Annotated in this window: 22 protein-coding genes; 16 read left to right on the top strand and 6 right to left on the bottom strand. The window is 61.2% G+C overall.

Going from position 1 to position 25,039, the window contains the following annotated elements; genetic code table 11:
* Positions 1–115: 115 nt before the first annotated feature.
* The 12 genes from AC1DWG_RS15475 to AC1DWG_RS15420 all read left to right on the top strand — a co-directional run bounded on the left by AC1DWG_RS15475 (position 116) and on the right by AC1DWG_RS15420 (position 14,956).
* The gene (locus AC1DWG_RS15475) at positions 116–1,861 is read left to right on the top strand and encodes a protein-disulfide reductase DsbD (protein ID WP_477787963.1); all 1,746 of its coding nucleotides are present in this window, start codon (positions 116–118) and stop codon (positions 1,859–1,861) included.
* A 132-nt stretch (positions 1,862–1,993) separates the two neighbouring features.
* Positions 1,994–2,449, top strand: coding sequence for a type II 3-dehydroquinate dehydratase (gene aroQ / locus AC1DWG_RS15470; protein WP_477763611.1), 456 nt, complete (start codon positions 1,994–1,996; stop codon positions 2,447–2,449).
* A gap of 24 nt (positions 2,450–2,473) precedes the next feature.
* Complete coding sequence (gene accB, locus AC1DWG_RS15465; protein ID WP_477756861.1) at positions 2,474–2,938, top strand: acetyl-CoA carboxylase biotin carboxyl carrier protein; 465 nt, start codon at positions 2,474–2,476, stop codon at positions 2,936–2,938.
* 17 nt (positions 2,939–2,955) lie between these two features.
* The gene (gene accC / locus AC1DWG_RS15460) at positions 2,956–4,314 is read left to right on the top strand and encodes an acetyl-CoA carboxylase biotin carboxylase subunit (protein ID WP_477756862.1); all 1,359 of its coding nucleotides are present in this window, start codon (positions 2,956–2,958) and stop codon (positions 4,312–4,314) included.
* 253 nt (positions 4,315–4,567) lie between these two features.
* Positions 4,568–5,446, top strand: coding sequence for a 50S ribosomal protein L11 methyltransferase (gene prmA / locus AC1DWG_RS15455; protein ID WP_477763612.1), 879 nt, complete (start codon positions 4,568–4,570; stop codon positions 5,444–5,446).
* Between the two features lie 30 nt (positions 5,447–5,476).
* On the top strand, positions 5,477–6,730 hold the full coding sequence (locus AC1DWG_RS15450; protein ID WP_477787962.1) for a DUF3426 domain-containing protein: 1,254 nt from the start codon (positions 5,477–5,479) through the stop codon (positions 6,728–6,730).
* A gap of 184 nt (positions 6,731–6,914) precedes the next feature.
* Positions 6,915–7,925 (top strand): tRNA dihydrouridine synthase DusB, encoded by a 1,011-nt coding sequence (gene dusB, locus AC1DWG_RS15445; RefSeq protein WP_477753241.1) that lies wholly within the window; start codon positions 6,915–6,917, stop codon positions 7,923–7,925.
* Entirely contained in the window at positions 7,922–8,242 is a 321-nt protein-coding gene (fis, locus tag AC1DWG_RS15440; RefSeq protein WP_015093301.1) for a DNA-binding transcriptional regulator Fis, read from the top strand. Before dusB ends, fis begins: the two co-directional genes overlap by 4 nt.
* 81 nt (positions 8,243–8,323) lie before the next feature.
* Entirely contained in the window at positions 8,324–9,931 is a 1,608-nt protein-coding gene (gene purH / locus AC1DWG_RS15435; RefSeq protein WP_477763614.1) for a bifunctional phosphoribosylaminoimidazolecarboxamide formyltransferase/IMP cyclohydrolase, read from the top strand.
* A 189-nt stretch (positions 9,932–10,120) separates the two neighbouring features.
* Positions 10,121–11,416 carry a phosphoribosylamine--glycine ligase gene (gene purD / locus AC1DWG_RS15430; protein ID WP_477753243.1) on the top strand — a complete coding sequence of 432 codons (1,296 nt, stop codon included), beginning with the start codon at positions 10,121–10,123 and terminating at the stop codon, positions 11,414–11,416.
* 100 nt (positions 11,417–11,516) lie between these two features.
* Positions 11,517–14,294: a hybrid sensor histidine kinase/response regulator gene (locus tag AC1DWG_RS15425; RefSeq protein WP_477763615.1), complete on the top strand. Its 2,778-nt coding sequence runs from the start codon at positions 11,517–11,519 to the stop codon at positions 14,292–14,294.
* A 65-nt stretch (positions 14,295–14,359) separates the two neighbouring features.
* Positions 14,360–14,956: a MarC family protein gene (locus tag AC1DWG_RS15420; RefSeq protein ID WP_111284385.1), complete on the top strand. Its 597-nt coding sequence runs from the start codon at positions 14,360–14,362 to the stop codon at positions 14,954–14,956.
* 85 nt (positions 14,957–15,041) lie between these two features.
* Here AC1DWG_RS15420 and AC1DWG_RS15415 read toward each other — a convergent pair whose 3' ends face one another.
* The 6 genes from AC1DWG_RS15415 to cobG all read right to left on the bottom strand — a co-directional run bounded on the left by AC1DWG_RS15415 (position 15,042) and on the right by cobG (position 21,148).
* Positions 15,042–15,692 (bottom strand): hypothetical protein, encoded by a 651-nt coding sequence (locus AC1DWG_RS15415; protein ID WP_477787961.1) that lies wholly within the window; start codon positions 15,690–15,692, stop codon positions 15,042–15,044.
* 57 nt (positions 15,693–15,749) lie between these two features.
* Entirely contained in the window at positions 15,750–16,565 is an 816-nt protein-coding gene (locus tag AC1DWG_RS15410) for a hypothetical protein (protein ID WP_477763617.1), read from the bottom strand.
* Positions 16,566–16,772: 207 nt separating this feature from the next.
* Entirely contained in the window at positions 16,773–18,476 is a 1,704-nt protein-coding gene (gene cobJ / locus AC1DWG_RS15405) for a precorrin-3B C(17)-methyltransferase (RefSeq protein ID WP_477763618.1), read from the bottom strand.
* Positions 18,476–19,207 (bottom strand): precorrin-2 C(20)-methyltransferase, encoded by a 732-nt coding sequence (locus tag AC1DWG_RS15400; protein ID WP_477763710.1) that lies wholly within the window; start codon positions 19,205–19,207, stop codon positions 18,476–18,478. Before AC1DWG_RS15400 ends, cobJ begins: the two co-directional genes overlap by 1 nt.
* Positions 19,207–19,833 (bottom strand): precorrin-8X methylmutase, encoded by a 627-nt coding sequence (locus AC1DWG_RS15395; protein ID WP_477763619.1) that lies wholly within the window; start codon positions 19,831–19,833, stop codon positions 19,207–19,209. Before AC1DWG_RS15395 ends, AC1DWG_RS15400 begins: the two co-directional genes overlap by 1 nt.
* A complete protein-coding gene (gene cobG / locus AC1DWG_RS15390; RefSeq protein WP_477763620.1) occupies positions 19,826–21,148 on the bottom strand; it encodes a precorrin-3B synthase in 1,323 nt (440 codons plus the stop codon). Before cobG ends, AC1DWG_RS15395 begins: the two co-directional genes overlap by 8 nt.
* Before the next feature lie 168 nt (positions 21,149–21,316).
* Here cobG and cbiE point away from each other — a divergent pair, with 168 nt between their 5' ends.
* The 4 genes from cbiE (at position 21,317) to AC1DWG_RS15370 (ending at position 24,995) form a co-directional block, all read left to right on the top strand.
* Positions 21,317–22,528 carry a precorrin-6y C5,15-methyltransferase (decarboxylating) subunit CbiE gene (gene cbiE / locus AC1DWG_RS15385; RefSeq protein ID WP_477763621.1) on the top strand — a complete coding sequence of 404 codons (1,212 nt, stop codon included), beginning with the start codon at positions 21,317–21,319 and terminating at the stop codon, positions 22,526–22,528.
* Positions 22,521–23,618 (top strand): cobalt-precorrin-5B (C(1))-methyltransferase, encoded by a 1,098-nt coding sequence (locus tag AC1DWG_RS15380; RefSeq protein WP_477763622.1) that lies wholly within the window; start codon positions 22,521–22,523, stop codon positions 23,616–23,618. The genes cbiE and AC1DWG_RS15380 overlap by 8 nt, the downstream gene beginning before the upstream one ends.
* Positions 23,615–24,343 (top strand): cobalt-precorrin-6A reductase, encoded by a 729-nt coding sequence (locus tag AC1DWG_RS15375; protein ID WP_477763623.1) that lies wholly within the window; start codon positions 23,615–23,617, stop codon positions 24,341–24,343. The genes AC1DWG_RS15380 and AC1DWG_RS15375 overlap by 4 nt, the downstream gene beginning before the upstream one ends.
* A 253-nt stretch (positions 24,344–24,596) precedes the next feature.
* Positions 24,597–24,995: a DUF2946 domain-containing protein gene (locus tag AC1DWG_RS15370; protein WP_477763624.1), complete on the top strand. Its 399-nt coding sequence runs from the start codon at positions 24,597–24,599 to the stop codon at positions 24,993–24,995.
* Positions 24,996–25,039: the final 44 nt, after the last annotated feature.

Genomic DNA, 25,039 nt, shown 5'->3' with positions numbered 1-25,039 from the left:
TCTGTAGGAGCTGGCTTGCCAGCGAAGGCGTCAGTTCAATCACCACACATCCTTGGCTCTGCACACCGCACTACTGTCCGCTATCATCCCCCCAATTCCGATACGCGAGATCGTCATGCGCCGTTTGCTTTGCCTGCTGTTTTTAGTGTTCGCCCTGCCGGTCAGCGCCACTGGCTTGCTGGAGAATCGCCCCAGTTCGACCCTGGGCTCGATCAACAACAGCGCCGACTTCCTGCCGGTGCGTGAAGCCTTCCAGTTGAGCCTGGTAGACAGCACGCCGCAATCGATCAAGCTGCGTTTCGTCGCCACCGAAGGTTATTACCTCTACCGCCACCGCTTTCAATTTCGCACCGACCCGGCCGATGTCGTCCTCGGCGCTGCGAAACTGCCCGAGGGTCAGAAAAAGCACGATGAATACTTCGGCGACGTCGAGGTCTACCACGGCATTCTCGACGTCGAGTTACCACGCACCGATCAGCGCGCCTTCACTCTGGCCGTGACCTATCAGGGTTGCGCCGACAAAGGTTTGTGCTATCCACCGGAAACCGAGCGTTTGAGCATCGACGGCAGCGGCGCTCCGGCGACGGCTTCTCCATGGAGCTGGCGTGAACTGGCGCTGTTTTTCCTCGCGGGCCTGGGCCTGACGTTCACGCCATGCGTGCTGCCCATGCTGCCGATCCTGTCCGGCGTGGTGCTGCGCGGCCAGGTCGGTGGCTGGCGCGGTTTCAATCTGTCACTGGCTTATGTGCTGCCGATGGCCGCCTGCTTTGCCCTGCTCGGTGCGCTGATGGGGCTATTCGGCGCCCAGCTCAATCTGCAGGCGCGGCTGCAATCGGCCTGGGTACTAGTGCCTTTCGCGATGTTTTTTGCGCTGTTCGCGTTGGCGATGTTCGGCGTCTTCGAACTCAAATTGCCGCACGCCATCAGCAGTCGCCTGGACCGCATCGCCGGTCGCGCCAAAGGCGGCTCACTGTGGGGCGCTGCGGTGTTGGGCGTGGTCTCCAGCTTGCTGGTTTCACCCTGTGTTTCGGCGCCATTGGCCGGCGCGCTGTTGTACATCAGCGCCAGTGGCGATGCGCTGGGCGGCGGCTTGAAACTGTTCATGCTCGGCCTCGGCATGGGCGCACCGCTGTTGCTGGTGGCCACCGGTGGCGCAGCCTGGCTGCCGAAAAGCGGTCCGTGGCTGGTCTACGTGAAAAACGCGATTGGCGTGTTGTTGCTGGGACTGGCGATCGGCCTGCTCAGCCGGGTCTTGCCCGGCCAGGTCAGTTTGCTGTTGATCGGGCTTCTGGCCGGTGGCGTCGGCTTGTTCATGGGCGCGCTGGAGTTCGTCTACAAGCCGCCGCGCAAGCGTCTCGGGCAGTTGCTCGGAATGTTCCTGGTGTTTTACGCCCTGGCCTGCTGGTACGGCGCGTTCAGCGGCCAGACCGACCCCTTCAATCCGATTGGCCAGCCGCACGTCGTCGAGGGCAACCAGCCTGTACAAGGCACCAGTGTCTGGCAAACCGTCAGCACTTCCGCCGATCTGGACCGCGTGCTCGCCGAGGCCCGGTCATCCGGCACACCGCTGCTGCTCGACTGGTACGCCGACTGGTGCATCAGCTGCAAAGTCATCGAACATGAGGTGCTGGACGACCCTGTCGTCATCGAACGCCTCAAGGGTTACCGGCTGATCCGCTTCGACATCACCGCCAGCAACGCCGAGCAACGCACCCTGCTCGACCGTTACCAGTTGTTCGGTCCTCCGGCGCTGATGTTTTTTGGCAAGGATGGTGTCGAACGCGCCGATGTACGGGTGATCGGCGAGATCAACGCCAGGGACTTCGCCGAACGTGTTGCCAGGGCGAATGACCACATTTAATCAAGCAGTCATATATTTCGCGCAAACATCGGTCATCGTGCTGGCTATTGCAGAGAACTGGACAGTCACAAAGGCTTTGCGGCATAGTCGCCGGGTTCTGACAATTGCTCACAGATAACATAGGAACCGCCGATGGCGACGTTACTCGTTCTGCACGGACCCAACCTGAACTTGCTCGGCACTCGTGAACCGGGCACCTACGGCGCCACGACGCTGGCGCAGATCAACCAGGACCTGGAACGCCGTGCCCGCGAAGCCGGTCACCATCTGCTGCACCTGCAAAGCAATGCCGAGTACGAATTGATCGACCGCATTCACGCTGCCCGCATTGAAGGCGTGGACTTCATTCTGATCAACCCAGCAGCTTTTACACATACAAGTGTCGCATTACGTGACGCGCTGCTGGCGGTGAGCATCCCATTCATCGAAGTGCATTTGTCTAACGTGCACAAACGCGAACCTTTCCGCCATCACTCTTACTTCTCCGACGTAGCGGTGGGAGTGATCTGCGGCCTTGGCGCCAGCGGTTATCGACTGGCCCTGGAGGCCGCCCTGGAACAGCTTGAACAACAAGTTAACCGCCCCTGACCGACCCTTGGGAGTTGATGATTCATGGATATCCGTAAAGTTAAGAAACTGATCGAATTGCTGGAAGAGTCCGGCATCGACGAGCTCGAGATCAAGGAAGGCGAAGAGTCCGTACGCATCAGCCGTCATAGCAAGACCCCGGCTCAGCAGTACTACGCACCAGCTCCAATGCATGCTCCGGCTGCCGCGCCTGTCGCTGCCGCCGCTCCGGCTGCCGCTGCCGCACCTGCTGCTCCGGCCGCGCCAGCACTGAACGGCACCGTTGCCCGTTCGCCGATGGTCGGTACTTTCTATCGCAAGTCTTCGCCAACCTCGCCGTCCTTCGTGGAAGTCGGCCAGACCGTGAAGAAAGGCGACACCCTGTGCATCGTTGAAGCCATGAAGATGATGAACCACATCGAAGCTGAAACCAGCGGTGTGATCGAATCCATCCTCGTCGAAGACGGCCAGCCGGTTGAGTACGACCAACCGCTGTTCACCATCGTTTGAACCGCGGAGAGCCTTTGATGACTGCGAAGTTGGAAAAAGTTCTGATCGCCAACCGCGGTGAGATCGCCCTGCGGATCCTGCGCGCCTGCAAAGAAATGGGCATCAAGACCGTCGCCGTTTACTCCAAGGCTGACAAGGAACTGATGCACCTGGGCCTGGCAGACGAATCCGTCTGCATCGGTCCGGCATCGGCCGCCCATTCCTACCTGCACATTCCGGCAATCATTGCCGCGGCCGAAGTGACTGGCGCCACCGCCATTCACCCGGGCTACGGTTTCCTTGCGGAAAACGCCGACTTCGCCGAACAGGTCGAGAATTCCGGCTTCGCGTTCATTGGCCCGAAAGCCGAAACCATTCGCCTGATGGGCGACAAGGTATCGGCCAAGCACGCCATGATCGCTGCCGGCGTACCGACTGTTCCGGGTTCTGACGGCCCGCTGCCGGAAGACGAAGAAACCGCTCTGCGCATCGGTCGCGAAGTCGGTTACCCGGTGATCATCAAGGCCGCTGGCGGCGGCGGTGGTCGCGGCATGCGCGTTGTGCACAAAGAAGAAGACCTGATTTCCTCGGCGAAACTGACCCGCTCCGAAGCAGGCGCGGCGTTCGGCAACCCGATGGTCTATCTGGAAAAGTTTCTGACCAACCCACGTCACGTGGAAGTCCAGGTACTTTCCGATGGCCAGGGTCACGCTATCCATCTGGGCGACCGCGACTGCTCGCTGCAACGTCGTCACCAGAAGGTTCTTGAAGAAGCGCCGGCACCGGGCATCGACGAGAACGCACGTGAGGAAGTACTCGCACGCTGCGTCAGGGCGTGCATCGATATCGGCTACCGTGGCGCAGGCACTTTCGAGTTCCTGTACGAAAACGGTCGCTTCTACTTCATCGAGATGAACACTCGTGTCCAGGTAGAGCATCCGGTTTCGGAAATGGTCACCGGCATCGACATCGTCAAGGAGATGCTCAGCATCGCCGCCGGCAACAAGCTGTCGTTCACCCAGGATGACGTGGTCATCCGCGGTCACGCACTGGAATGCCGGATCAACGCCGAAGACCCGAAAACCTTCATGCCGAGCCCGGGCACGGTCAAGCATTTCCACGCGCCAGGCGGCAACGGCGTTCGCGTCGACTCGCACCTGTACAGTGGCTATGCCGTTCCACCGAACTACGATTCGTTGATTGGCAAGCTGATCACCTACGGCGCAACCCGTGACGAAGCCATGGCGCGCATGCGCAATGCGCTGGACGAAATCGTGGTCGACGGGATCAAGACCAACATCCCGTTGCACCGCGACCTGACCCGCGATGAAGGCTTCTGCAAAGGGGGCGTGAACATTCACTACCTCGAGCACAAGCTGGCTGGCGAGAAGCACTAAGCTTCGACCCCATCAACAAGGCCGCCTTCGGGCGGCTTTGTTGTTTGCGGGAAAGAAAGATCAAAAGATCGCCCGAGCGCGGACCGAGCCTGCGGCAGCTCCTACATTTGGAATGCATTCCCCTGTAGGAGCTGCCGCAGGCTGCGATCTTTTGCTTTTGCGCCATGGTCGTGTTCTGCCGCGCGCTCGCGTAAACTTGCGCGCTTCTCGCAGCCCGCTAGGCTGCAATCAACATTTTTCAAAGGTGCCCGCCATGCCTTGGCTGCAAGTACGTCTCGCCATCAGCCCAGAACAAGCCGAAACCTATGAAGACGCTTTCCTTGAAGTGGGCGCCGTGTCGGTGACCTTCATGGACGCCGAAGATCAGCCGATCTTCGAGCCAGAACTCAACACCACGCCGCTGTGGTCCCACACGCACCTGCTGGCCCTGTTCGAAGGTGGCACCGAGCCAGGCCCGGTACTGGCCCATCTGGAGCTGCTGACCGGCAGCCCGCTGCCCGAGCACCACAGCGAAGTGATCGAAGATCAGGACTGGGAACGCAGCTGGATGGACGGTTTCCAGCCAATGCGTTTCGGCCAGCGCCTGTGGATTGTGCCGAGCTGGCACGCCGCGCCGGAACCGGATGCCGTGAATTTGCTGCTGGACCCGGGCCTGGCGTTTGGCACCGGCACCCACCCGACCACCGCGCTGTGCCTGGAATGGCTCGACGGTCAGGATCTGAAAGGCTGCAACGTGCTGGACTTCGGTTGCGGTTCGGGGATTCTGGCGATTGCCTCGCTGTTGCTCGGCGCCAGAGAGGCCGTGGGCACCGATATCGACGTGCAGGCACTGGAAGCCTCACGCGACAATGCCGGACGCAACAACATTGCCGATGAGCTCTTCCCGCTGTATCTGCCGCAAGACTTGCCACAGGTTCAGGCTGACGTGCTGGTGGCCAACATTCTCGCCGGCCCGCTGGTCTCCCTGGCGCCGCAGTTGTCCGGCCTGGTCAAGTCCGGCGGTCGCCTGGCGCTGTCGGGCATCCTCGCCGAACAGGGCGACGAAGTCGCAGCCGCCTACGCCAAGGACTTCGATCTGGACCCGATCGCCAATCGCGATGGCTGGGTGCGCATCACTGGCCGTCGGCGCTAGAATGGCCGTCTGCATAATCCGGATCGCCGCATGACCGATAGCTTCGTCACTCAGTGCCCGCATTGCCAAACCAGCTTCCGCGTCAGCCATGCCCAGTTGAGCGTGGCGCGCGGTGTGGTTCGCTGTGGCTCCTGCCTGCAGGTGTTCAATGCCGCCAGGCAGCTGCTTGAGCAGGCCGGCAAGGAACCACCGGCAGCGAAGCCGCTCCCGCCTGAGCAGCCTGCGCAGCCCCTCGAAGCAGCGCCGCCGCGCGCCATCAGCCAAAAGCAATGGAGCGCCACCGAGCTGGACCTGGACAGTCTCGACCTCGACGAAGAACTCGCCCGGCTCGAACAGAGGGAGATCCAGCCGACCACCGAGCTCGGCCGCCATCGCGACGACTCGCTGAGCGCCCGTCGTGACAGCACCGGGCAGGATGACGAGGAGCCGTGGTCCGACAGCCTGTTCAGTGAGTCGGCGGCCGATCGTGCGCAACTCGACGAACCACTCGACAGCCTTGAATCGCCAGAGCCGACGGTCGAACCGAGAAAAGCCTCGCGCACCGAACCTTCGCTGTCCCTGGAACCGGTTGATCTCGACGACGAGCAGCAACCACCCCAGCTGCGCCTGAACGACCCGCTCGATGCGCCGCTGAGCCACGAACGCCTGTCGGCCGCCGACGAGAACGAAATCGACGACGACCTGCCCTCGATCGAACCGCTGCGCAAGCGGCGTGAACGCAGCGAGCCGGGCGTGCGTGCCGAAGTGCTGCAAGATCTGACCGACGACCCGCTGCAACTGGACTGGCAAAAACGCCGCTCGCCCTGGGGCCGACGGCTGTTGTGGTTGCTGCTGGTGCTGATTGCCGCTGGCGCCCTCGCCGGCCAGTACATCGCCTACCATTTCGACGAACTGGCGCGACAGGATCAATATCGCCCGTGGTTCCAGCAACTGTGCCCGCAAATCGGCTGCACCGTGCCCTCCAAGGTCGACATAGCGAAAATCAAGAGCAGCAACCTGGTGGTGCGCAGCCATCCCGAGTTCAATGGCGCCCTGGTGGTCGATGCGATCATCTATAACCGCGCGCCCTTCTCCCAGCCCTTCCCGCTGCTGGAACTGCGCTTCGCCGATCTCAATGGCCACCTGATCGCCAGTCGCCGCTTCAAACCCGGCGAGTACCTCAATGGCGATCTCGAAGGCATGGCGGAAATGCCTCCGCAAACGCCGATCCACATCGCCCTGGACATTCTCGACCCCGGCGCCAAGGCCGTGAACTACAGTCTGAGCTTCCACTCTCCGGAGTGAAACGCTCCATCGCTCCCCGATTGACGTCGGCTTTCTGAATCCACCCGGCAAACCAAACCACGGGTAATAACAGAATAACTGTTCAGAATTTGTTCAATTCAGCCTTTATCCAGTCATCGAGAGCGGGTATCATGCCAACCCTTTTTCGAACTCCCATGATCCGGCCCCACAACAGGGAAGTCCTATGTCGGCGGTACGCATCGGCCCATACACATTACATAACAGCTTGATTCTCGCCCCCATGGCGGGCGTCACCGACCAGCCCTTTCGTCAGCTGTGCAAGCGCTTGGGCGCGGGACTAGTGGTCTCGGAAATGGTCACCAGCGACATGAGTTTGTGGAACACCCGCAAGTCGCGCATGCGCATGATCCACAAAGGTGATCCCGAGCCACGCTCGGTACAGATCGCCGGTGGGGACGCGCAGATGCTGGCGGACGCCGCCCGTGCCAACGTTGAAATGGGCGCGCAGATTATTGATATCAACATGGGCTGTCCGGCAAAAAAAGTCTGCAACAAGGCTGCCGGTTCCGCACTGTTGAAGGATGAATCCCTGGTAACCGAGATCCTGCAGGCCGTCGTGGCTGCGGTCGATGTGCCGGTTACCCTGAAGATCCGGACCGGTTGGGACCGGGACAACAAGAATGGCCTGACGGTGGCAAAAATCGCCGAGCAGGCAGGCATTACGGCGCTGGCGGTGCATGGCCGCACCCGTGCCGACCTGTACACAGGTGTTGCCGAGTACGACACCATTGCCGCGATCAAGCAGGCGGTGTCGATTCCGGTCTTCGCCAACGGCGATATCGATTCGCCGGAAAAAGCCCGGTACGTGCTCGACGCGACCGGTGCCGATGGTTTGTTGATTGGCCGGGCTGCCCAGGGGCGGCCATGGATTTTTCGCGAGATCGACCATTTCCTGCGTACCGGCGAGAAGCTCCCGGCGCTGGAACTGATCGAGGTGGAACGCATTCTGCTAGAGCATCTGGCCGCCCTGCACGCCTTCTATGGCGATGTCATGGGTGTGCGCATTGCTCGAAAGCATGTGGGCTGGTATCTCGCAACCCTGCCGGGCGCCAGGGAGTTTCGCGCCCACTTCAATCGTTTGGATGGTACGGATACACAATGCGCCAACGTTCGGGCGTTTTTCGCCGAGCGTTACAAGAGCCTGACAGGGGACGGAGAGTGGGTGGCCGCATGACGATGATGACCGAGACTTTAGTGAGTGGAACAACACCCGTGAGCGACAACGTAAATTTGAAACAGCACCTCAATACGCCAAGCGAAGAAGGCCAGACCCTTCGCGGGAGTGTCGAGAAGGCGCTGCACAATTATTTCGCCCACCTTGAGGGCGCTGCCGTCACGGATGTGTACAACCTGGTGCTCTCCGAAGTCGAGGCTCCCCTGCTCGAGTGCGTGATGAATTACGTCAAGGGCAACCAGACCAAGGCCAGCGAGATGCTCGGACTGAACCGAGGCACGCTGCGCAAGAAACTCAAGCAGTACGATTTGCTGTAAGCATTCAATCAAACCAGAAAGGCGCCCGCGTAAACCGGTCGCCTTTTTTGCTGACTTCCTTTGCTTTTGATGGAAATTGAGATGACCGACCAGACTACCCGCCTGCCGATCCGCCGCGCCTTGATCAGCGTTTCCGACAAGACCGGGATCCTCGAATTCGCCAAGGAGCTTGAAGCCCTGGGCGTCGAGATCCTCTCCACCGGCGGGACGTTCAAGCTGCTGCAGGACAACGGCGTTGCCGCAGTGGAAGTCGCTGATTACACCGGCTTTGCCGAAATGATGGACGGTCGGGTGAAGACCCTGCACCCGAAAATCCACGGCGGGATCCTCGGTCGTCGCGGTATCGACGACGCCATCATGAACGAGCACGGCATCAAGCCGATCGATCTGGTTGCGGTCAACCTGTACCCGTTCGAAGCCACCATCAACAAGCCAGGTTGCGACCTGCCGACCGCCATCGAAAACATCGACATCGGCGGCCCGACCATGGTCCGTTCCGCTGCCAAGAACCACAAGGATGTGGCCATCGTGGTCAACGCCAGCGATTACGCCCGCGTCCTGGAAAACCTCAAGGCCGGCGGCCTGACCTACGCTCAGCGTTTCGACCTGATGCTCAAGGCCTTCGAGCACACCGCCGCCTATGACGGCATGATCGCCAACTACATGGGCACCGTGAACCAGGCTGCTGACACCCTCAGCACAGAAGGTCGCAGCGAGTTCCCGCGCACCTTCAACAGCCAGTTCATCAAGGCCCAGGAAATGCGCTACGGTGAGAACCCGCACCAGAGCGCGGCGTTCTACGTGGAGGCCAAGCCTGCCGAAGTCGGCATCGCCACCGCGACCCAACTGCAAGGCAAGGAACTGTCGTACAACAACGTGGCCGACACCGATGCCGCGCTGGAGTGCGTGAAGAGCTTCGTCAAGCCGGCTTGCGTGATCGTCAAGCACGCCAACCCGTGCGGCGTGGCTGTCAGCCCTGATGCCGAAGGCGGCATCCGCAAGGCCTACGACCTGGCCTACGCCACCGACACCGAATCCGCCTTCGGCGGCATCATCGCCTTCAACCGCGAACTGGACGCCGAGACCGCCAAGGCCATCGTCGAACGTCAGTTCGTCGAAGTGATCATCGCTCCATCGGTCAGCGAAGAAGCCCGCGCCATCGTCGCCGCCAAAGCCAACGTACGCCTGCTGGCCTGCGGCGAGTGGTCGGCTGACCGCGCGGCGGCCTGGGACTACAAGCGCGTCAATGGAGGCCTGCTGGTACAGAGCCGCGACATCGGCATGATCGGCGCCGACGACCTGAAAGTGGTCACCAAGCGCGCACCGTCCGAACAGGAAATCAACGACCTGATCTTCGCCTGGAAAGTCGCCAAGTACGTGAAGTCCAATGCCATCGTCTACGCCAAGAACCGCCAGACCATCGGTGTCGGCGCCGGCCAGATGAGCCGCGTGAACTCCGCGCGAATTGCTGCAATCAAGGCAGAACATGCCGGCTTGCAGGTTCAAGGTGCGGTCATGGCATCCGACGCGTTCTTCCCGTTCCGCGACGGCATCGACAACGCGGCCAAGGCCGGTATCACTGCGGTGATCCAGCCGGGCGGTTCGATGCGTGACAACGAAGTGATTGCAGCAGCTGACGAGGCTGGTATCGCCATGGTCTTTACGGGCATGCGCCACTTCCGCCACTGATACCCGCTCCCTCTGTGTGTAGGAGCTCTGCAGGAGCTGTCGAGTGAAACGAGGCTGCGATCTTTTGATCTTGTTTTTAAAAGGCAAGATCAAAAGATCGTCCGAACGCGGCCCGAGCCTTCGGCAGCTCCTACACAGTAGTTACACAGGGGTTTTGCAGCGCACCCACAGAATTTTGAGGTTTTTGAAATGAATGTTTTGATCATTGGCAGCGGTGGCCGTGAACACGCCCTGGCCTGGAAAGTGGCTCAGGATCCGCGTGTGCAGAAGGTGTTCGTGGCTCCGGGCAACGCCGGTACCGCCATCGAAGCCAAGTGCGAGAACGTCGCCATTGACGTACTGGCGCTTGAGCAACTGGCAGACTTTGCCGAGAAAAACGTTTCCCTGACCATCGTTGGCCCTGAAGTGCCTCTGGTTGCCGGTGTTGTGGATCTGTTCCGCAGCCGCGGCCTCGATTGCTTCGGTCCGACCGCCGGCGCTGCACAGCTGGAAGGTTCGAAAGCCTTCACCAAGGACTTCCTGGCTCGCCACAAGATCCCGACTGCCGACTACCAGAACTTCACCGAAATCGAGCCAGCCCTGGCCTACCTGCGTGAAAAAGGCGCTCCGATCGTGATCAAGGCCGACGGCCTGGCCGCCGGCAAAGGCGTGATCGTCGCCATGACCCTGGCTGAAGCCGAAGACGCCGTGCGCGACATGCTGGCGGGCAATGCCTTTGGCGATGCGGGTTCGCGCGTGGTCATCGAAGAATTCCTGGACGGCGAAGAAGCCAGCTTCATCGTCATGGTCGACGGCAAGAACGTGCTGCCGATGGCCACCAGCCAGGACCACAAACGCGTCGGTGACGGCGACACCGGTCCAAACACCGGTGGCATGGGGGCTTACTCCCCGGCACCAGTGGTCACCGCCGACGTGCACAAGCGCGTCATGGACCTGGTGATCTGGCCGACCGTGCGCGGCATGGCCGAGGAAGGCAATGTCTACACTGGCTTCCTGTACGCCGGCCTGATGATCGACAAGGCTGGTAACCCAAAAGTCATCGAATTCAACTGCCGTTTCGGCGACCCTGAAACCCAGCCGGTGATGCTGCGCTTGCAGTCGAGCCTGGTGCTGTTGGTCGAAGCGGCTCTGGCGCAGGCGCTGGACAAGGTCGAAGCGCAATGGGATCCACGTCCGAGCGTCGGTATCGTGCTGGCCGCAGGCGGCTATCCTGGTGACTACGCCAAAGGTGTGGCCATCAACGGCCTGGATGCAGCAGCTGCACTGGAAGGCAAAGTCTTCCACGCCGGTACTGCGCTCAAGGACGGTCAAGTCGTAACGGCCGGTGGTCGAGTGCTTTGTGCCACGGCCATGGGCGCCAGCGTCGACGCTGCACAGCAGCAGGCTTACAAACTGGCGGCATCGATTGACTGGGAAGGCTGTTTCTATCGCAAGGACATTGGCTACCGTGCCATTGCCCGCGAGCGTGGCGAAAATCAGGAATAAGGTAAACACCGCGCCAGGCAATGAACACGGTTTATTGCCTGGCTGTTCCGGCGTCGCGCATCGTTATATTCTGGCATCAACCTAACGAAGGGATTTCGCCGTGCGCTGGCTCAGGATTGCCATAAGCTTGACCGTCACTTTGCTGACCTTGCTCTGCATGCTACCGGCCCAGGCCACGCAAGGCAGTGGCTGGGCGGTATTGCTCGACGAACAGGGCGACTTGCAACTGAGCGACATCCGTTCCGCACGCTATACCAATCAATTCAGCCCTATCGAACTCGACCGCATTACCGCGGCCGAACCCGATGGCGCGTTATGGTTGCGATTCAGGCTTGCGCCGGGTAACCACGAACAGTTGCTGCGAGTGTTCGCGCCTGACCTGCGCCAGTTCAACATGTACGTGCTGGACGGCGACAAGCTGATCGATCAATCCAGCACGGGCAACGAACAGCCGCAATCCGAGCGACCATTGCCCAGCAGCGACTTCATGCTGGCCCTGCCGCAAAGCGACACCCCCCTCGACGTTTACCTGCGACTGACCTCCGACCACCAGTTACGCCCCTATATCACCCTGCAATCGGCGATCCTCGCGGCTGCCAACCAGAACCAGACGCTGATCTATGGCCTGCTTTTCGGTTGCATCGCCATGTTGATCCTGCACAATCTCATCCGCTACACCTACACCCGCTCGCACAGCGCCCTCTGGTTGGCGACGTGCGAAGGGTTGTTGATGCTCAGCCTGCTGCTGTTGCTGAACCTCGCTGGTCCCTGGCTGCCGGACTGGCATGCACTGCAAACGCCGGGGGCTTACCTGGCATTGTTAATGACGGCGCCCTGCGGTCTGATGCTTGCCTATCGCTTCTTCTCCCCGCTCGGGCCGCACCCGCTGAACCGGTTGCTGCTCGGCGAGATCCTGCTCATCATCATCTGCGGCCTGATGCTGCTGTTCGTCAATACCTTGCCGCTGAACTTCATTACCTACGGCCTGGTAGCCTTGGCAGGCCTGACCATGCTGTTCATCAGCGTCTATCACTGGCAAAAAGGTTATCGCCCGGCTCGCCTCTTCGTGGTGGCCATGGTGGTGTTCAACCTCGGGACACTGATCATCCTGCCCGCCCTGTTGGGGCTGACCCTGATCGAGCCCCATGGCCTGCTCACCACCTTGCTGGTGTTCATCTGCATCAGCGGCCTGCTGATGAGCATTGCATTGAGCGAGCGCCAGCGCCGCATCACCGAAGACCGTTTCAGCATCAGCCGTGACCTGGCGGCCAGCAACGCCGAGATCAACGCCAAGGCCGAGTTCCTGGCGAAAATCAGCCATGAGATCCGCACACCGATGAACGGCGTCCTCGGTATGACCGAGCTGCTGCTGGGCACGCCGCTTTCGGTCAAGCAACGCGACTATGTGCAGACGATCCACAGCGCCGGCAACGAGCTGCTGACACTGATCAACGAAATTCTCGACATTTCAAAACTCGAGTCCGGGCAGATCGAGCTGGACGATGTGCAGTTCGACCTCAACGCGCTGATCGAAGACTGCCTGAGCATCTTCCGCGCCAAGGCCGAGCAGCAAAACGTCGAGTTGATCAGCTTCATCCAGCCGCAAGTGCCGCGGGTGATCAGCGGTGACCCGACACGCTTGCGCCAGACCCTGTTGAGCCTGCTGGAAAACGCCCTGAAAAAAACCGATGAAGGCGAAATCCTGATCGTCGTGGCGCTCGACGAGCGCAACAACAAACCACGCCTGCGTATTGCCGTGCAGGACAGCGGCGAGCCCATGGACGCCGAAGAACGAGACGCCCTGATGCACGCCGAACTGCACAGCCGGCATTTCCTTTCGGCCACCCATCCGGGCGGCAACCTGGGGCTGGTGATTGCCCGCCAGCTGATCCGCTTGATGCAAGGGGAGTTCGGAATCAAGAGCGGCAGCAACCAGGGCAGCACGCTGTGGCTGACCCTGCCGCTGGACCCGGATCGCCTCGAACACCCGACCTCCGACCTCGACGGCCCTCTGCAAGGTGCGCGGGTATTGGTGGTGGACGACAATGACACCTGTCGCAAGGTACTGGTGCAGCAATGCAGCGCCTGGGGCCTGAACGTCAGCGCTGCGCCTTCCGGCAAGGAAGCGCTTGCACTGCTGCGCACCAAGGCTCATTTGCGTGATTACTTCGATGTGGTCCTGCTGGACCAGAACATGCCCGGCATGACCGGCATGCAACTGGCGGCCAAGATCAAGGAAGACCCGAGCCTGAACCACGACATCCTGCTGATCATGCTCACCGGCATCAGCAACGCACCGAGCAAGATCATTGCGCGCAATTCCGGGATCAAGCGCATCCTCGCCAAACCGGTAGCCGGCTACACCCTCAAGACCACTCTGGCCGACGAACTGACCCAACGCAACAAAGGTCTCGTCGCTACCCAGCCCGTGCCAAGCGGCCAGGTCCTGCCGGTCAAGGTCCCCTGCGACTTCCGCATTCTGGTGGCCGAAGACAACAGCATCTCGACCAAGGTGATCCGCGGCATGCTGAGCAAGCTCAATCTGCAACCGGATACTGCCTGCAACGGCGAAGAAGCCTTGCAAGCGATGAAAGCCCAGCGTTACGACCTGGTGCTGATGGACTGCGAAATGCCGATCCTCGACGGCTTCTCGGCCACCCAGCAATTGCGTGCCTGGGAAGTCAGCAACCAGCGGGTCCGAACCCCCGTGGTGGCATTGACCGCCCATATCCTGGCCGAACACAAAGAACGTGCGCGGCAGGCCGGCATGGACGGGCACATGGCCAAACCGGTGGAACTGTCGCAGCTGCGCGAACTGATCGAGCACTGGGTCGCCCAGCGTGACCAGCAGAATCGCGCAACGACCCAAACGTCCTGAGCCGACAGACTGCGCAACCCCTGATAGACTCCCCCTCGACTTCCCTCGCCAGTGAGCCCGGCACCATGCTCCATGTGTTGTTCAGCGTTTACCTGAAGATGCTGGTGCTCTACAGCCCATTCTTCGTGTTGTCCTGCTTCATCAGCCTGACCCGTGGTTATTCGCGCAAGGAACAGCGTCGGCTGGCCTGGAAAGTAGCGGTCGCCACCCTGGTCTCCAGTGTTCTGCTGTACTTGTTCGGCCGAGTGATTTTCAGTGTTTTCGGCATCACCGTGGACGCATTCCGCATCGGCGCAGGCAGTGTCCTGTTCATCTCGGCACTAGGGATGGCACAAGGCAAATCGGCGGTACAGACCGACAACGTGCAGCAGGATGTGACCATTGTCCCGCTGACCATTCCGCTGACGGTCGGCCCCGGCACCATCGGTGCCTTACTCGTGATGGGCGTGAGCCAGCCGCACTGGGACGACAAACTCACCGCCATTGTCAGCATTGCCCTTGCCAGCTTCACCGTGGGGGTGGTGCTTTATCTGTCCAGCCGCATCGAACGCATTCTCGGCGATCAGGGCTTACAGATAGTCAGCCGATTGATGGGATTGTTTGTGTGCGCGCTGGCGGCGCAGATCATCTTCACCGGAGTCAAGGGTTACCTGGTGCCTTGAAGCGACGGCTTGTCCAACCCCGAAAACAAGGCCCTGTGCATCAATCACAGGGCCTTGCCTTTTTATTGTGTGTAAAGCCTTTCAGTCAGGACTGGAGTTTGCGCACGAACACCTTGTTCGAATAAGCTTCGATTTTTTCGTGGACCCGTTTACGGTAGTTTTCAAACACCCGTCGGTTGAACACAAACACCCCGCCATTGGGAATGATCGCCAGCTCTCGATTGAACTCGCTCCACAGGAAAAAGTCGCGTTCAATCACGGTCGCGATGTAGCGCAAGCCAAGCAGGCAGACGACCACTTCACCCGAGGCGAGCCGCTCGCAAGGCGCGCACTTGAGGATGCCCGAGCCGCCATTGGCGACATTGCCGCGAAAGAAGTTCCAGGCAAACTCATCCAGCCGCAACGCCTGATAGGTGTCCTCGAGGAGCTGGCCCAAGGTCTCCACGCCCAAGCGGCCAATCACGCTATAACTGGCGCTGAGCAATTGTCGGACACTCGTGACCAGGATCGGTTCGGCCGGAACGATGGTCTTGAGCGTGTATCCCGCCTTGAGCAATCGCCCTTGAAAATAGTCGAACCAGACCTTCCTCGACACCTGGCCCGGGTATTTCTCATTGGCCGCCAGTTCCGCGTACAACAGGCAGTCCTGTATATCCTCCTGGTCTTGCAAACTTACCCGCTGGGTAAAGGACAACAGGCAACCACCCACTACGACAGCATTAACAGACTCGGGCATATTTACCCCCATACAGCCAGTGCTTTAATCGGTTACTTCGATCAAAGCCTGCCCACCTTATTGACCTGTCAATTGTTTGAAAAGACCATCGGCAAATTGGTCGTTATAGGCATACACCATATTTTTCTTTCGCTCGAATGCACGCCGATTAAAGTTGCGCACACCGGCGCCCTGGAAAACCTGCAAACCTTGAGTCTTGTAAGTCACGAATAAAAAGTTTCCGTTATATTCCTTATCCACCAAGTCAAGGCCGCCCATCAACATGGCCATGCCACCGCCTGGCGTCGTAATGCAAGGCACAGCCTTGAAGCTGACGACATCGTTTTTCTTGCTGCCGGCATCGACAATCTTCAGTGCATCCTTATCGCCCTTAAGCTTGCTGAAACCCGACGCCACCAGGTTCAGGACACTGCTCGCACCACTGGAAATGACGGTCTCCAGTACCTGCAACACTGCCTCATTCATCGTGATGGTGAGCTGCTTGCTGACGTATTTCTTGTAGGTGAAGCTTTCCGTCACCCAACCCACTGCCAACAATGCCTGGTTGTACTTATGGTACCGCTCTTCGTTGCTGGTTCCCTTGGGCAGGCGCCGGACCACCGCTTCAGCAAACTGCTGGCAGTCCAGCGCATCCTGCCTGTCTTCCTCCGAAAGCGCCTGGTCGAACACCACCAGCGAGGGCCCTACTACCGAAGTCCCGACACCTTGCGCCGACGAATCACTCGATGCTGCGCTCAGGATCGAGGTGGAGCGCTTGGTCCGCCCCCGTGGCGCGACGTTTTTCAGTTCTGCCGCAATGCCTTCGAAATACTTGTCCTGCATGGCATCATCAAATGCGACTTGAGCCACTGAGTGAACACTTATATCAGTCATTTAAATTTCCATTTTATTAATAAGTCGCCTCATGCGACCACCTGAAAATTAAAGCACAGGGTTGAACCGGTCAAAGCAAAAACACTTAGAACTTATTTCAGGAGTTATCAGAAAACAAAAGGGCCCGCGATAACTTTCGTTATTCACAGGCCCTACCGTTAGTTGCTACTTTGAACATCAGCGACCTTCGAACAAAGCCGCTTTCACTCAAGTGGCTGGCTTGCTTGGGTACCAGCGTGGCGTGTAAATCCAGTCACCTCCGCCAACCCGCGGAAAAGCACAGGTCAGGGACGAGCCGATCAATACCATGGTGCGCATGTCGACCTGATCCGGGGTCAACTGGCCAAGGGAGGTAACCCGCAGTGTCTGCCCCGGGCGCCCGATATCCCGACCCAGCACCACAGGCGTCTCGGGTACGCGGTGTCGGGCGACGATGTCCAGCGCCTGGCCCAATTGCCATGGACGTGCACGCGAGATCGGGTTGTAGAAAGCCAGGGCCAGATCGGCTTGAGCGGCCAGGTCCAGGCGCTTTTCGATGATTGCCCAGGGCTTGAGGTTATCTGACAGCGACAGCACACAGAAGTCATGTCCCAGCGGCGCGCCGGCCTGCGCGGCAGTCGCCAGCGAAGCAGAGACGCCCGGCAGGATCTCGAGATCAACGTTGTGCCAATGGACGTCGGTGGACTCGTGCAGCGCCTCCAGCACCGCAGCGGCCATGGCGAAAACCCCCGGATCTCCCGAGGAAACCACCACCACCGAGAGCCCCTGAGCCGCCAGTTCGAAGGCGTGGCGGGCGCGTTGCATCTCTTCGCGGTTGTCGGTGCAGTGCAGCACCTGATCGGCGCGAAACGGCCCGGCCATGCGCACATAGGTTTCGTAGCCCAGCACGTCGGTTGCGCGAGCCAGTTCAGCCTTTACTGCCGGCACCATCAGTTCAGCAGCGCCCGGCCCGAGGCCGATCACCGCCAGCCGTCCACGCGGGCGGCCGATTTGCAATGGGGCCAGCGGCTGCTCTGCCACCGCAATGGCAACGGTGTCGCTACCAAGCATGGAAAATGGCTGGCCTATGGCAGTACGCAGACGTTCGCCAAGCGCCTTCTCAGCGCCGGCAAAACGCAACGGCACGCCCAATTCAAGCGCTGCCTCACGCAACGCCGGACTGGCCATTTCCGTATCGGCGGCCAACAGACAGGCCAGCGACTGCACGGCGATTTTTCCCTGATGCAATGCCTCGCGCACCGCCGCCGCGACATTCACCAGGCCAGTATCCACAGCGACCGCCACATTGCGCGGATAGATCAACAGTTCGTTGGCAGCAGGTGCCCGCTCGACATGACTGACATGCACCGCCAATCGGGCCTGCGCATTTTCGGGCAACTGCGCCCGCGCCAGCCAAGGGGCCTCACCCTCAATTCGCACCGCTTCCCCGGCGAGCAAATCGGAGACAAAACGCTTGCCCAGTTCCAGATCGCCCAGGGCATAGCCGCTGGGCGGGTTGAGCAGGCACGTGCCGAAACGCAACTCACCGCTGGTGGTGATCGCCGCGGAAACTTCCAGTGCGGCGGCAATCTCCCGCGCCATCACATTCACCCCGCCGAGACCACCCAGCAGTGGAACCACGGCGCTGCCGTCTTCGGCCACCGCCAATACCGGTGGCTCGGCGCCTTTTTCCAGCAACAAGGGCGCCAGCGTGCGGATCACGATCCCCGCCGCGCACAGGGCAATGATCGGTGTGCCCTGCTGATAGAGCTCGCGCAGGGTCGCGCCGAATTCGTGATAGACCCGATCCGCGCCTTCGACCCGTTCGGCCAGGCCATGGATCAGGGCTGCAGGGTACACCTGCTGAATGCTGCGTGCGGTAGCGAGGCTGCCATTGCCGAGAATGACAATCGCCGGAACTGGACGAGTCATCAGCCTTGCCACCTTTCGCCGGGAACGATGATCAACGAGAAGTACGGTGAAGACATCGGCTCGACCTGATCCAGCGGCACGATCTTCTGATTGGCCATGGTCGCGCGTTCGACGTATAGCGCACGCTCGGCCAGGCCGAGTTCTTCCAGCACCTGGCGGACCTTGGGAAAGTTGCGCCCCAGTTTCATGATCACCGCCGCATCGGCATCGGCCAGGCGACGCTTGAGTTCGTCGTGCGGCAACACACCGGACAACACCGACAGACTCTGATTGCGATACACCAGCGGTGCACCGAGCACCGAGGCGCCGCCGAGCATCGAGCACACACCGGGCACGACTTCAGCCTGATAACGTTCGGCGAGCCGGTCGTGCAGGTACATGTAGGAGCCGTAGAAGAACGGATCACCCTCGCAGATCACCGCCACATCACGGCCTGCGTCGAGATGCGTGGCCAGTTCTTCGGCAGCGTCATCGTAGAAGTCGCTGATCACTTGTTCGTAGGACAGCGGCGCCGGCAAGGCTTCGGTGGTCACCGGGTACACCAGTGGCAACAGATTCTGTGCGTCTTGCAGGTGGGCTTCGATGATGCCGAAGGCGTTGCCTTTCTTGCCCTTGGCGACGAAGTACGCCACCACCGGCGACTCGCGCAGCAAACGCAGGGCCTTGACGGTAATCAGTTCCGGATCACCGGGGCCGACGCCGAGGCCGATCAAACGTCCAGGTTGCTGCATCATTCGATCTCCGTGGCGAGGGCATTGACGGCGGCGGCGGCCATGGCGCTACCGCCCAGGCGACCTTGCATGATGACAAAAGGCACGCCACGGCTGTCGGCCGCCAGCGCTGCCTTGGATTCGGCGGCGCCGACGAAGCCCACTGGAAAACCGAGGATCAGCGCCGGTTTCGGTGCACCGGCGTCGAGCATTTCCAGCAAGTAAAACAGCGCCGTCGGCGCATTGCCGATGACCACCACACTGCCTTCCAGGTGCGGGCGCCACAGTTCCAGCGCGGCGGCGGAGCGGGTGTTGCCCAGCTCGCGAGCTAGTGCTGGAACACTGTCATCGCGCAGGGTGCAGATCACTTGGTTGTTCGCCGGCAACCGCGCGCGGGTCACGCCTTCGGAGACCATCCGCGCATCGCACAAAATCGGCGCGCCGGCCGCCAGCGCATCACGCCCGGCCTTGCCTGCCCCCTCGGAAAACTGCAACCCGTCGATGGCCTCGACCATGCCGCAGGCGTGAATCACCCGAACGGCGAGTTTCTCCAGATCGGCCGGAATGCGCTCGAGGTTGGCCTCGGTGCGAATGATCGCGAAGGAGTTGCGATAGATCTCCTGACCGTCGCGGATGTAATCAAGCATCGATGGGGCTCCGTGAGCGGGCGTCGAGCAAGGCCGCGACCGCTTCAATAGTAAGGTTGCGTGCGTGCAGCGCGCCGAAACCCGGCTGCGCTGCATCGCGTAAATAGAGATCGTAGTGACCGGGGGCCACGGCCAGCAAGGTGACGGGCGCCGTATGCGCGGCGGCGCAGGAACGCGGGCAACCGCTCAAATGTACGTTCGGCGCTTGTCCGTGACGCTGCAGCAATTCGGCCAATTTCAGGGCATCACCCTTGGTTTCGGCCACCCCCTTGGCGCAACCGTTGGAACCGGTGCAGGCGATCAACCGGGACAATGGCTGATCGGCTTCGCACTGCAAGCCCAGACATTTCAATTGCCGAATGACCTCGGCGGCGTTTTTCGCGTGGACATTAGGCAGCAGCAGGCTTTGCCAGGGTGTGAAGCGCAGACTGCAATCACCGAACTCGCGTGCCAGTTGCGCCACACCCCGCAGCATCGTCGGATCGAGCCGACCCAGCGGCGGGACAGCCCCCACATAGACAACACCCGGCTCGGCCTGGGGATGGGCACCCAAGTGCACATCACTGGAACCCGAAACCCGCTGCCAACCGACAACCGCTTGCATCGATACACGCTCAGCCAACCGAAGTAGAACGTCCTCGACCGAATACCCGACCAGCAAATGACGCATCCGCGTCTGCTCGGGGCGCGCCAGCTCCAGGAACAACTCAAGGACCGCGACCACCAGAGAGTACCCGTCAGCCAGCGCAACCGAACCGGCGGGGCTGTCCGTCGGGCATCCCGTCAGACCGAACGCCAGCCGTCGCTCGCCATCTTGTTCAAACGCCGAGAGCCACAGGTCATGGGGATGTTCGAGCATCGCCAGGTCTTCGCCGCCATCGAGCTGCACGGCGAACTTGGCACTGAGGTCGTGGAACACTTCGTGGCCTTGCAGTGTGGCGAGGATCTGCGCTGCCAGCGGGCGAGTGTCGAACAGCATGCGCAGGTCGATCCCGGCGCCGGGGCTGAGCATCAGGTTACGCACATCGTCGCCGGCCGCGTTTTGCGGTCCCAGATCGGCGGCCAGCAAGCTGTCGATCAACGCCGTTTGCTCGCTACCAATGCCGCGGATCTGCAGGTTGGCCCGGTTGGTCGCCTCGATCGCCCCGCTGGCGTACCGCTCGGCCGCAGCCGCCACGGCCTCGGCCTGGACGCTGCTGATCGAACCGCCGTTCAACTTGATCCGGCAGATACCGCCATCCAGTGCCGGGACAATACGCAGTAACCCCGGGCAAGCCGAGGGGCGTAAGGCAGCGGACAGCGGACGTTGGTTCAAGGCGGACCCGTTCAGGTGGCGAGGCGATTCACGGCGAAAGTGCGCGGTATTATGCCTGCTTTACTTCGCCGCATGAAAAGACTCCGGTCGGGAAGAGAAGGCAGTCAGCTCAAGGAACCCGCGCTATCATGCCGCCCAACAACGTTTAACGCGTGATTGAGGAATGGCATGACACCCTGGCTGACGGTAGTGGGCATCGGCGAAGACGGTTTCAAGGGTCTGGGCAAGAACGCCCGGCATGCGCTGTTGCGCGCAGCGAAAATCTTCGGCGGCCAGCGGCATCTGGATTTGCTCCCGCCGTGCATACGCGGCGAGCGCCAGCCATGGCCGAGTCCCTTCTGCCTTGAGTCGCTGCTGTCATACCGTGGCGACCCCGTTTGCGTCCTGGCCAGTGGCGACCCGATGTTCTTCGGCGTCGGCGCCAGCCTCGCCCGGCAACTCCCCGCAGCCGAGATGCTGACGCTTCCCGCACCGTCCTCCTGCTCGCTGGCCGCTGCACGAATGGGTTGGCCCTTGCAGGAGGTGGTCACACTGTCCGTGGTGGCCCGGCCTTTCGCCGCACTCAACGCCCACTTGTCCAGTGGCGTGCGCTTGCTGGTGTTGAGCAACGACGGCCGCAGCCCCGCCGCCATCGCGGCCCTGTTGCGCGAACGTGGCTTCGGCCCTAGCCGTCTCACCGTGCTGGAACACCTGGGCGGTGAAGCCGAGCGGCGTATCGACGGTATCGCCAGCGACTGGAACGATCCGCTGATCGCCGACTTGAATCTGATCGCCATCGAATGCGTCGCCGAGCCGAACACGCTGCGGCTGTCGCGACTGGCCGGCCTGCCGGACTCGGCCTTCCAGCACGACGGCCAACTGACCAAACGCGATGTGCGCGCCATCACCCTCGCACGCCTGGCCCCGGTCCCTGGCGAACTGTTGTGGGACGTCGGCGCCGGCAGCGGCTCGATCGGCATCGAATGGATGCGCGCTCACCCCAGTTGCCGCGCACTGGCCATCGAGGCGGATGCGGGCCGACAAACGTTGATCGAACACAACCGCGATGCGCTCGGCGTTCCCGGCCTGCAATTGGTTCGCGGCAGTGCGCCAATGGCCCTGGCCGGGCTGGAGCGACCGGATGCGATTTTCATCGGCGGCGGTGTCACCCGCGAAGGCGTGCTCGATACGTGTTGGGCCGAACTCAAAGCCGGGGGCCGGCTGATCGCCAACGCGGTCACCCTGCAAAGTGAAATGACCCTGATGACCTGGCGCGAGCAACACGGCGGGGAGCTGACGCGCATTCATATCGCACAAGCACAACCGCTGGGCGACTTTGACACCTGGCGCCAGGCCTTGCCGATTACCTTGCTGGACGTGACGAAACCCTTCGATGCGTGACGAAACCGCCGAACAACCCGCACCACTGCGCAGCGGCCTGACCACCGGCAGTTGCGCCACGGCCACCAGCCTCGCCGCCGCGCGTCTGCTGCTGGATGGCACATCGGCCGATGCGGTGGAAATCGTGTTGCCCAAGGGCAAACAGGTGCAGATGCGCCTGGAGTTCTGCCGCCTCACCGAGGACGGCGCCGAAGCGGGAACACTCAAAGACGCCGGTGACGATCCGGACGTGACCCACGGTGCCCTGCTCTACTCCCAGGTGCGCCTGAGTAGCGAACCCGGGACTCGCTTCAAGGCCGGTCGCGGCGTCGGCACAGTGACCCGGCCCGGGCTGGTGCTGGGTGTCGGCGAACCGGCGATCAACCCGGTGCCGCGCAAAATGATCAGCGAGCACCTGGCCCGGCTGGCCGACGAACTCGGCTACAGCGGCGGCTTCGAGGTCACGGTCAATGTCGAGAACGGCGAGGCGCTGGCATTGAAAACCATGAACCCGCGCCTGGGCATTCTTGGCGGCTTGTCGATACTCGGAACCAGCGGTATCGTCCGGCCGTTTTCCTGTGCGGCCTACATCGCCTCGATCCACCAGGGCATCGACGTGGCGAAAACCAACGGTTACCTGCACATCGCCGCCTGCACCGGCAACGCCAGCGAAGACACCATGCGCCGGGTCTACAACCTGCCGGAAATCGCCCTGATCGAAATGGGCGACTTCGTTGGCGCCGTGCTTAAGCACCTGCGCAAAGTACCGGTGGAAAAACTCAGTCTGTGCGGTGGTTTCGGCAAGATCAGCAAACTGGCGGCCGGGCACATGGATCTGCACAGTCGCCATTCGAGCATCGACCTGCCGCAACTGGCGCTATGGGCGGCACAGGTCGGCGCTGATGCGGCGTTGCAGCAGAGCATCCGCGAGGCCAACACCAGCCAGCAGGCACTGGCCATGGCCGCCGCAGCCGGGGTCGCCCTGGGTAATGCAGTCTGTCAACACGCCCTGGATTTTGCCCGCAGCGTGGTGCCGGCGCAGGTTCAGGTGGAAGTCTTTGCCATCGATCGCCAGGGCGGGATCGTTGGCCATGCGGGAGCCTTTCAATGAAGCGCATTCTCCTGCTAGGCGGCGTGACCGAAGCCATGGCCATTGCCCGCACGCTGGGGCCGCAGCACATCTATAGCCTGGCCGGTATCGGTCGGGTGCCGACGGACCTGCAATGCCAGGTTCGTGTCGGCGGCTACGGCGGCGCCGAGGGCCTGGCGCAATTCATTGGCGATGAAGGCATCGATCTGCTGCTCGATGCCACTCACCCCTACGCCGCCCAAATCAGCCAGAACGCCGCGACCGCCGCGCGCTTGAGCGGCATTCCCTGCTGGGCGCTACGGCGTCCGGCCTGGCAAGCCCAGGCAGGGGATGACTGGCGGGAAGTCAGCGATTGGGCCGAACTGATCGAAGCCCTGAAACCCTTCCGTCGACCGCTGTTCACTCTCGGCCGCGAGCCCCTGCAACACCTGGACGAAATTCCTGCGGAGCAATTCTGGACCCTGCGCGCACTGGACACGTATCCGGGCAACGAGCGCTGCGAAGTGATCGGCGCACGGGGACCCTTCCTGATTGACGATGAACGTGAGTTGTTCGAACGGCGAAACATCGACGTGCTGGTCAGCAAGAACAGCGGCAGCACGGCGACCGAGCCCAAGCTGGAAGTCGCGCGTGAGCGTGGTGTGCCGGTAATTGTCTTGAAGCGGCCGGTGTTGCCGGGGGTTGATCGGGAGTTTGAGGGTGTGACAGAAATCCTGATGGCCCTGTCGCTCTTCGACGGCTCCTGATCCCCCGTCCGCCGGGACTTTTCCTACGACACCTTCGGAGTACGCCGATTATCCATTCCAGGTCTCCAACCCTATAGTCCGGCGGATTCTGAACAAAGCTCCAGCACTACTGGCGCTTTGAAATTCACGACTATCATGAAGGCTACGAAAGGATGGCGCTGCGACACCAAACCGCACGCCGCCTTTTTACTTATCGGCCCCGATCAGGCTAAATAGCCCGCGCCTGATCGCCCACCCAAACGGATTTTGTCCCATGTCCCGACAACGGCTCGCAATTGCCTGGATAGCCTGCTTCGCAGTGCTGTTCAACATGCTCGCCATGCCGATGTCCGGAGCGATGGCACAAACGGCTAATTCACCTGCCGAACAGTTGTTGTGGGGCAGTTTCTGCAGTTCCAGCGGCACCAGGATGGTGGCGATTTCCATCGGGGACCTTGAACAGAAAGCCCCGCAAAACGACGATCATTCCAACATGCAGCATTGCTGGTGCTGCTCCGGTTCTGCGCCATTGGTGGCGTTGCCGGGGCATTCGCCACAGCTGTATTTCGCGCACTTCGAATCCAACCGAAGCCTGCCCGCCACCTCGCTCGACAGCCCGTCACCGCGCCAGCAATGGCCGAGCCTCAACCCCCGCGCGTCCCCTCTGGTGTGATTTTTTCTCGCAATTGACTGCGTTTTAAATCGTTCCGGAGAACT

The sequence above is a fragment of the Pseudomonas sp. P4_B3 genome (assembly GCF_056402295.1).
This window is presented reverse-complemented; position numbering and strand designations above follow the sequence as displayed.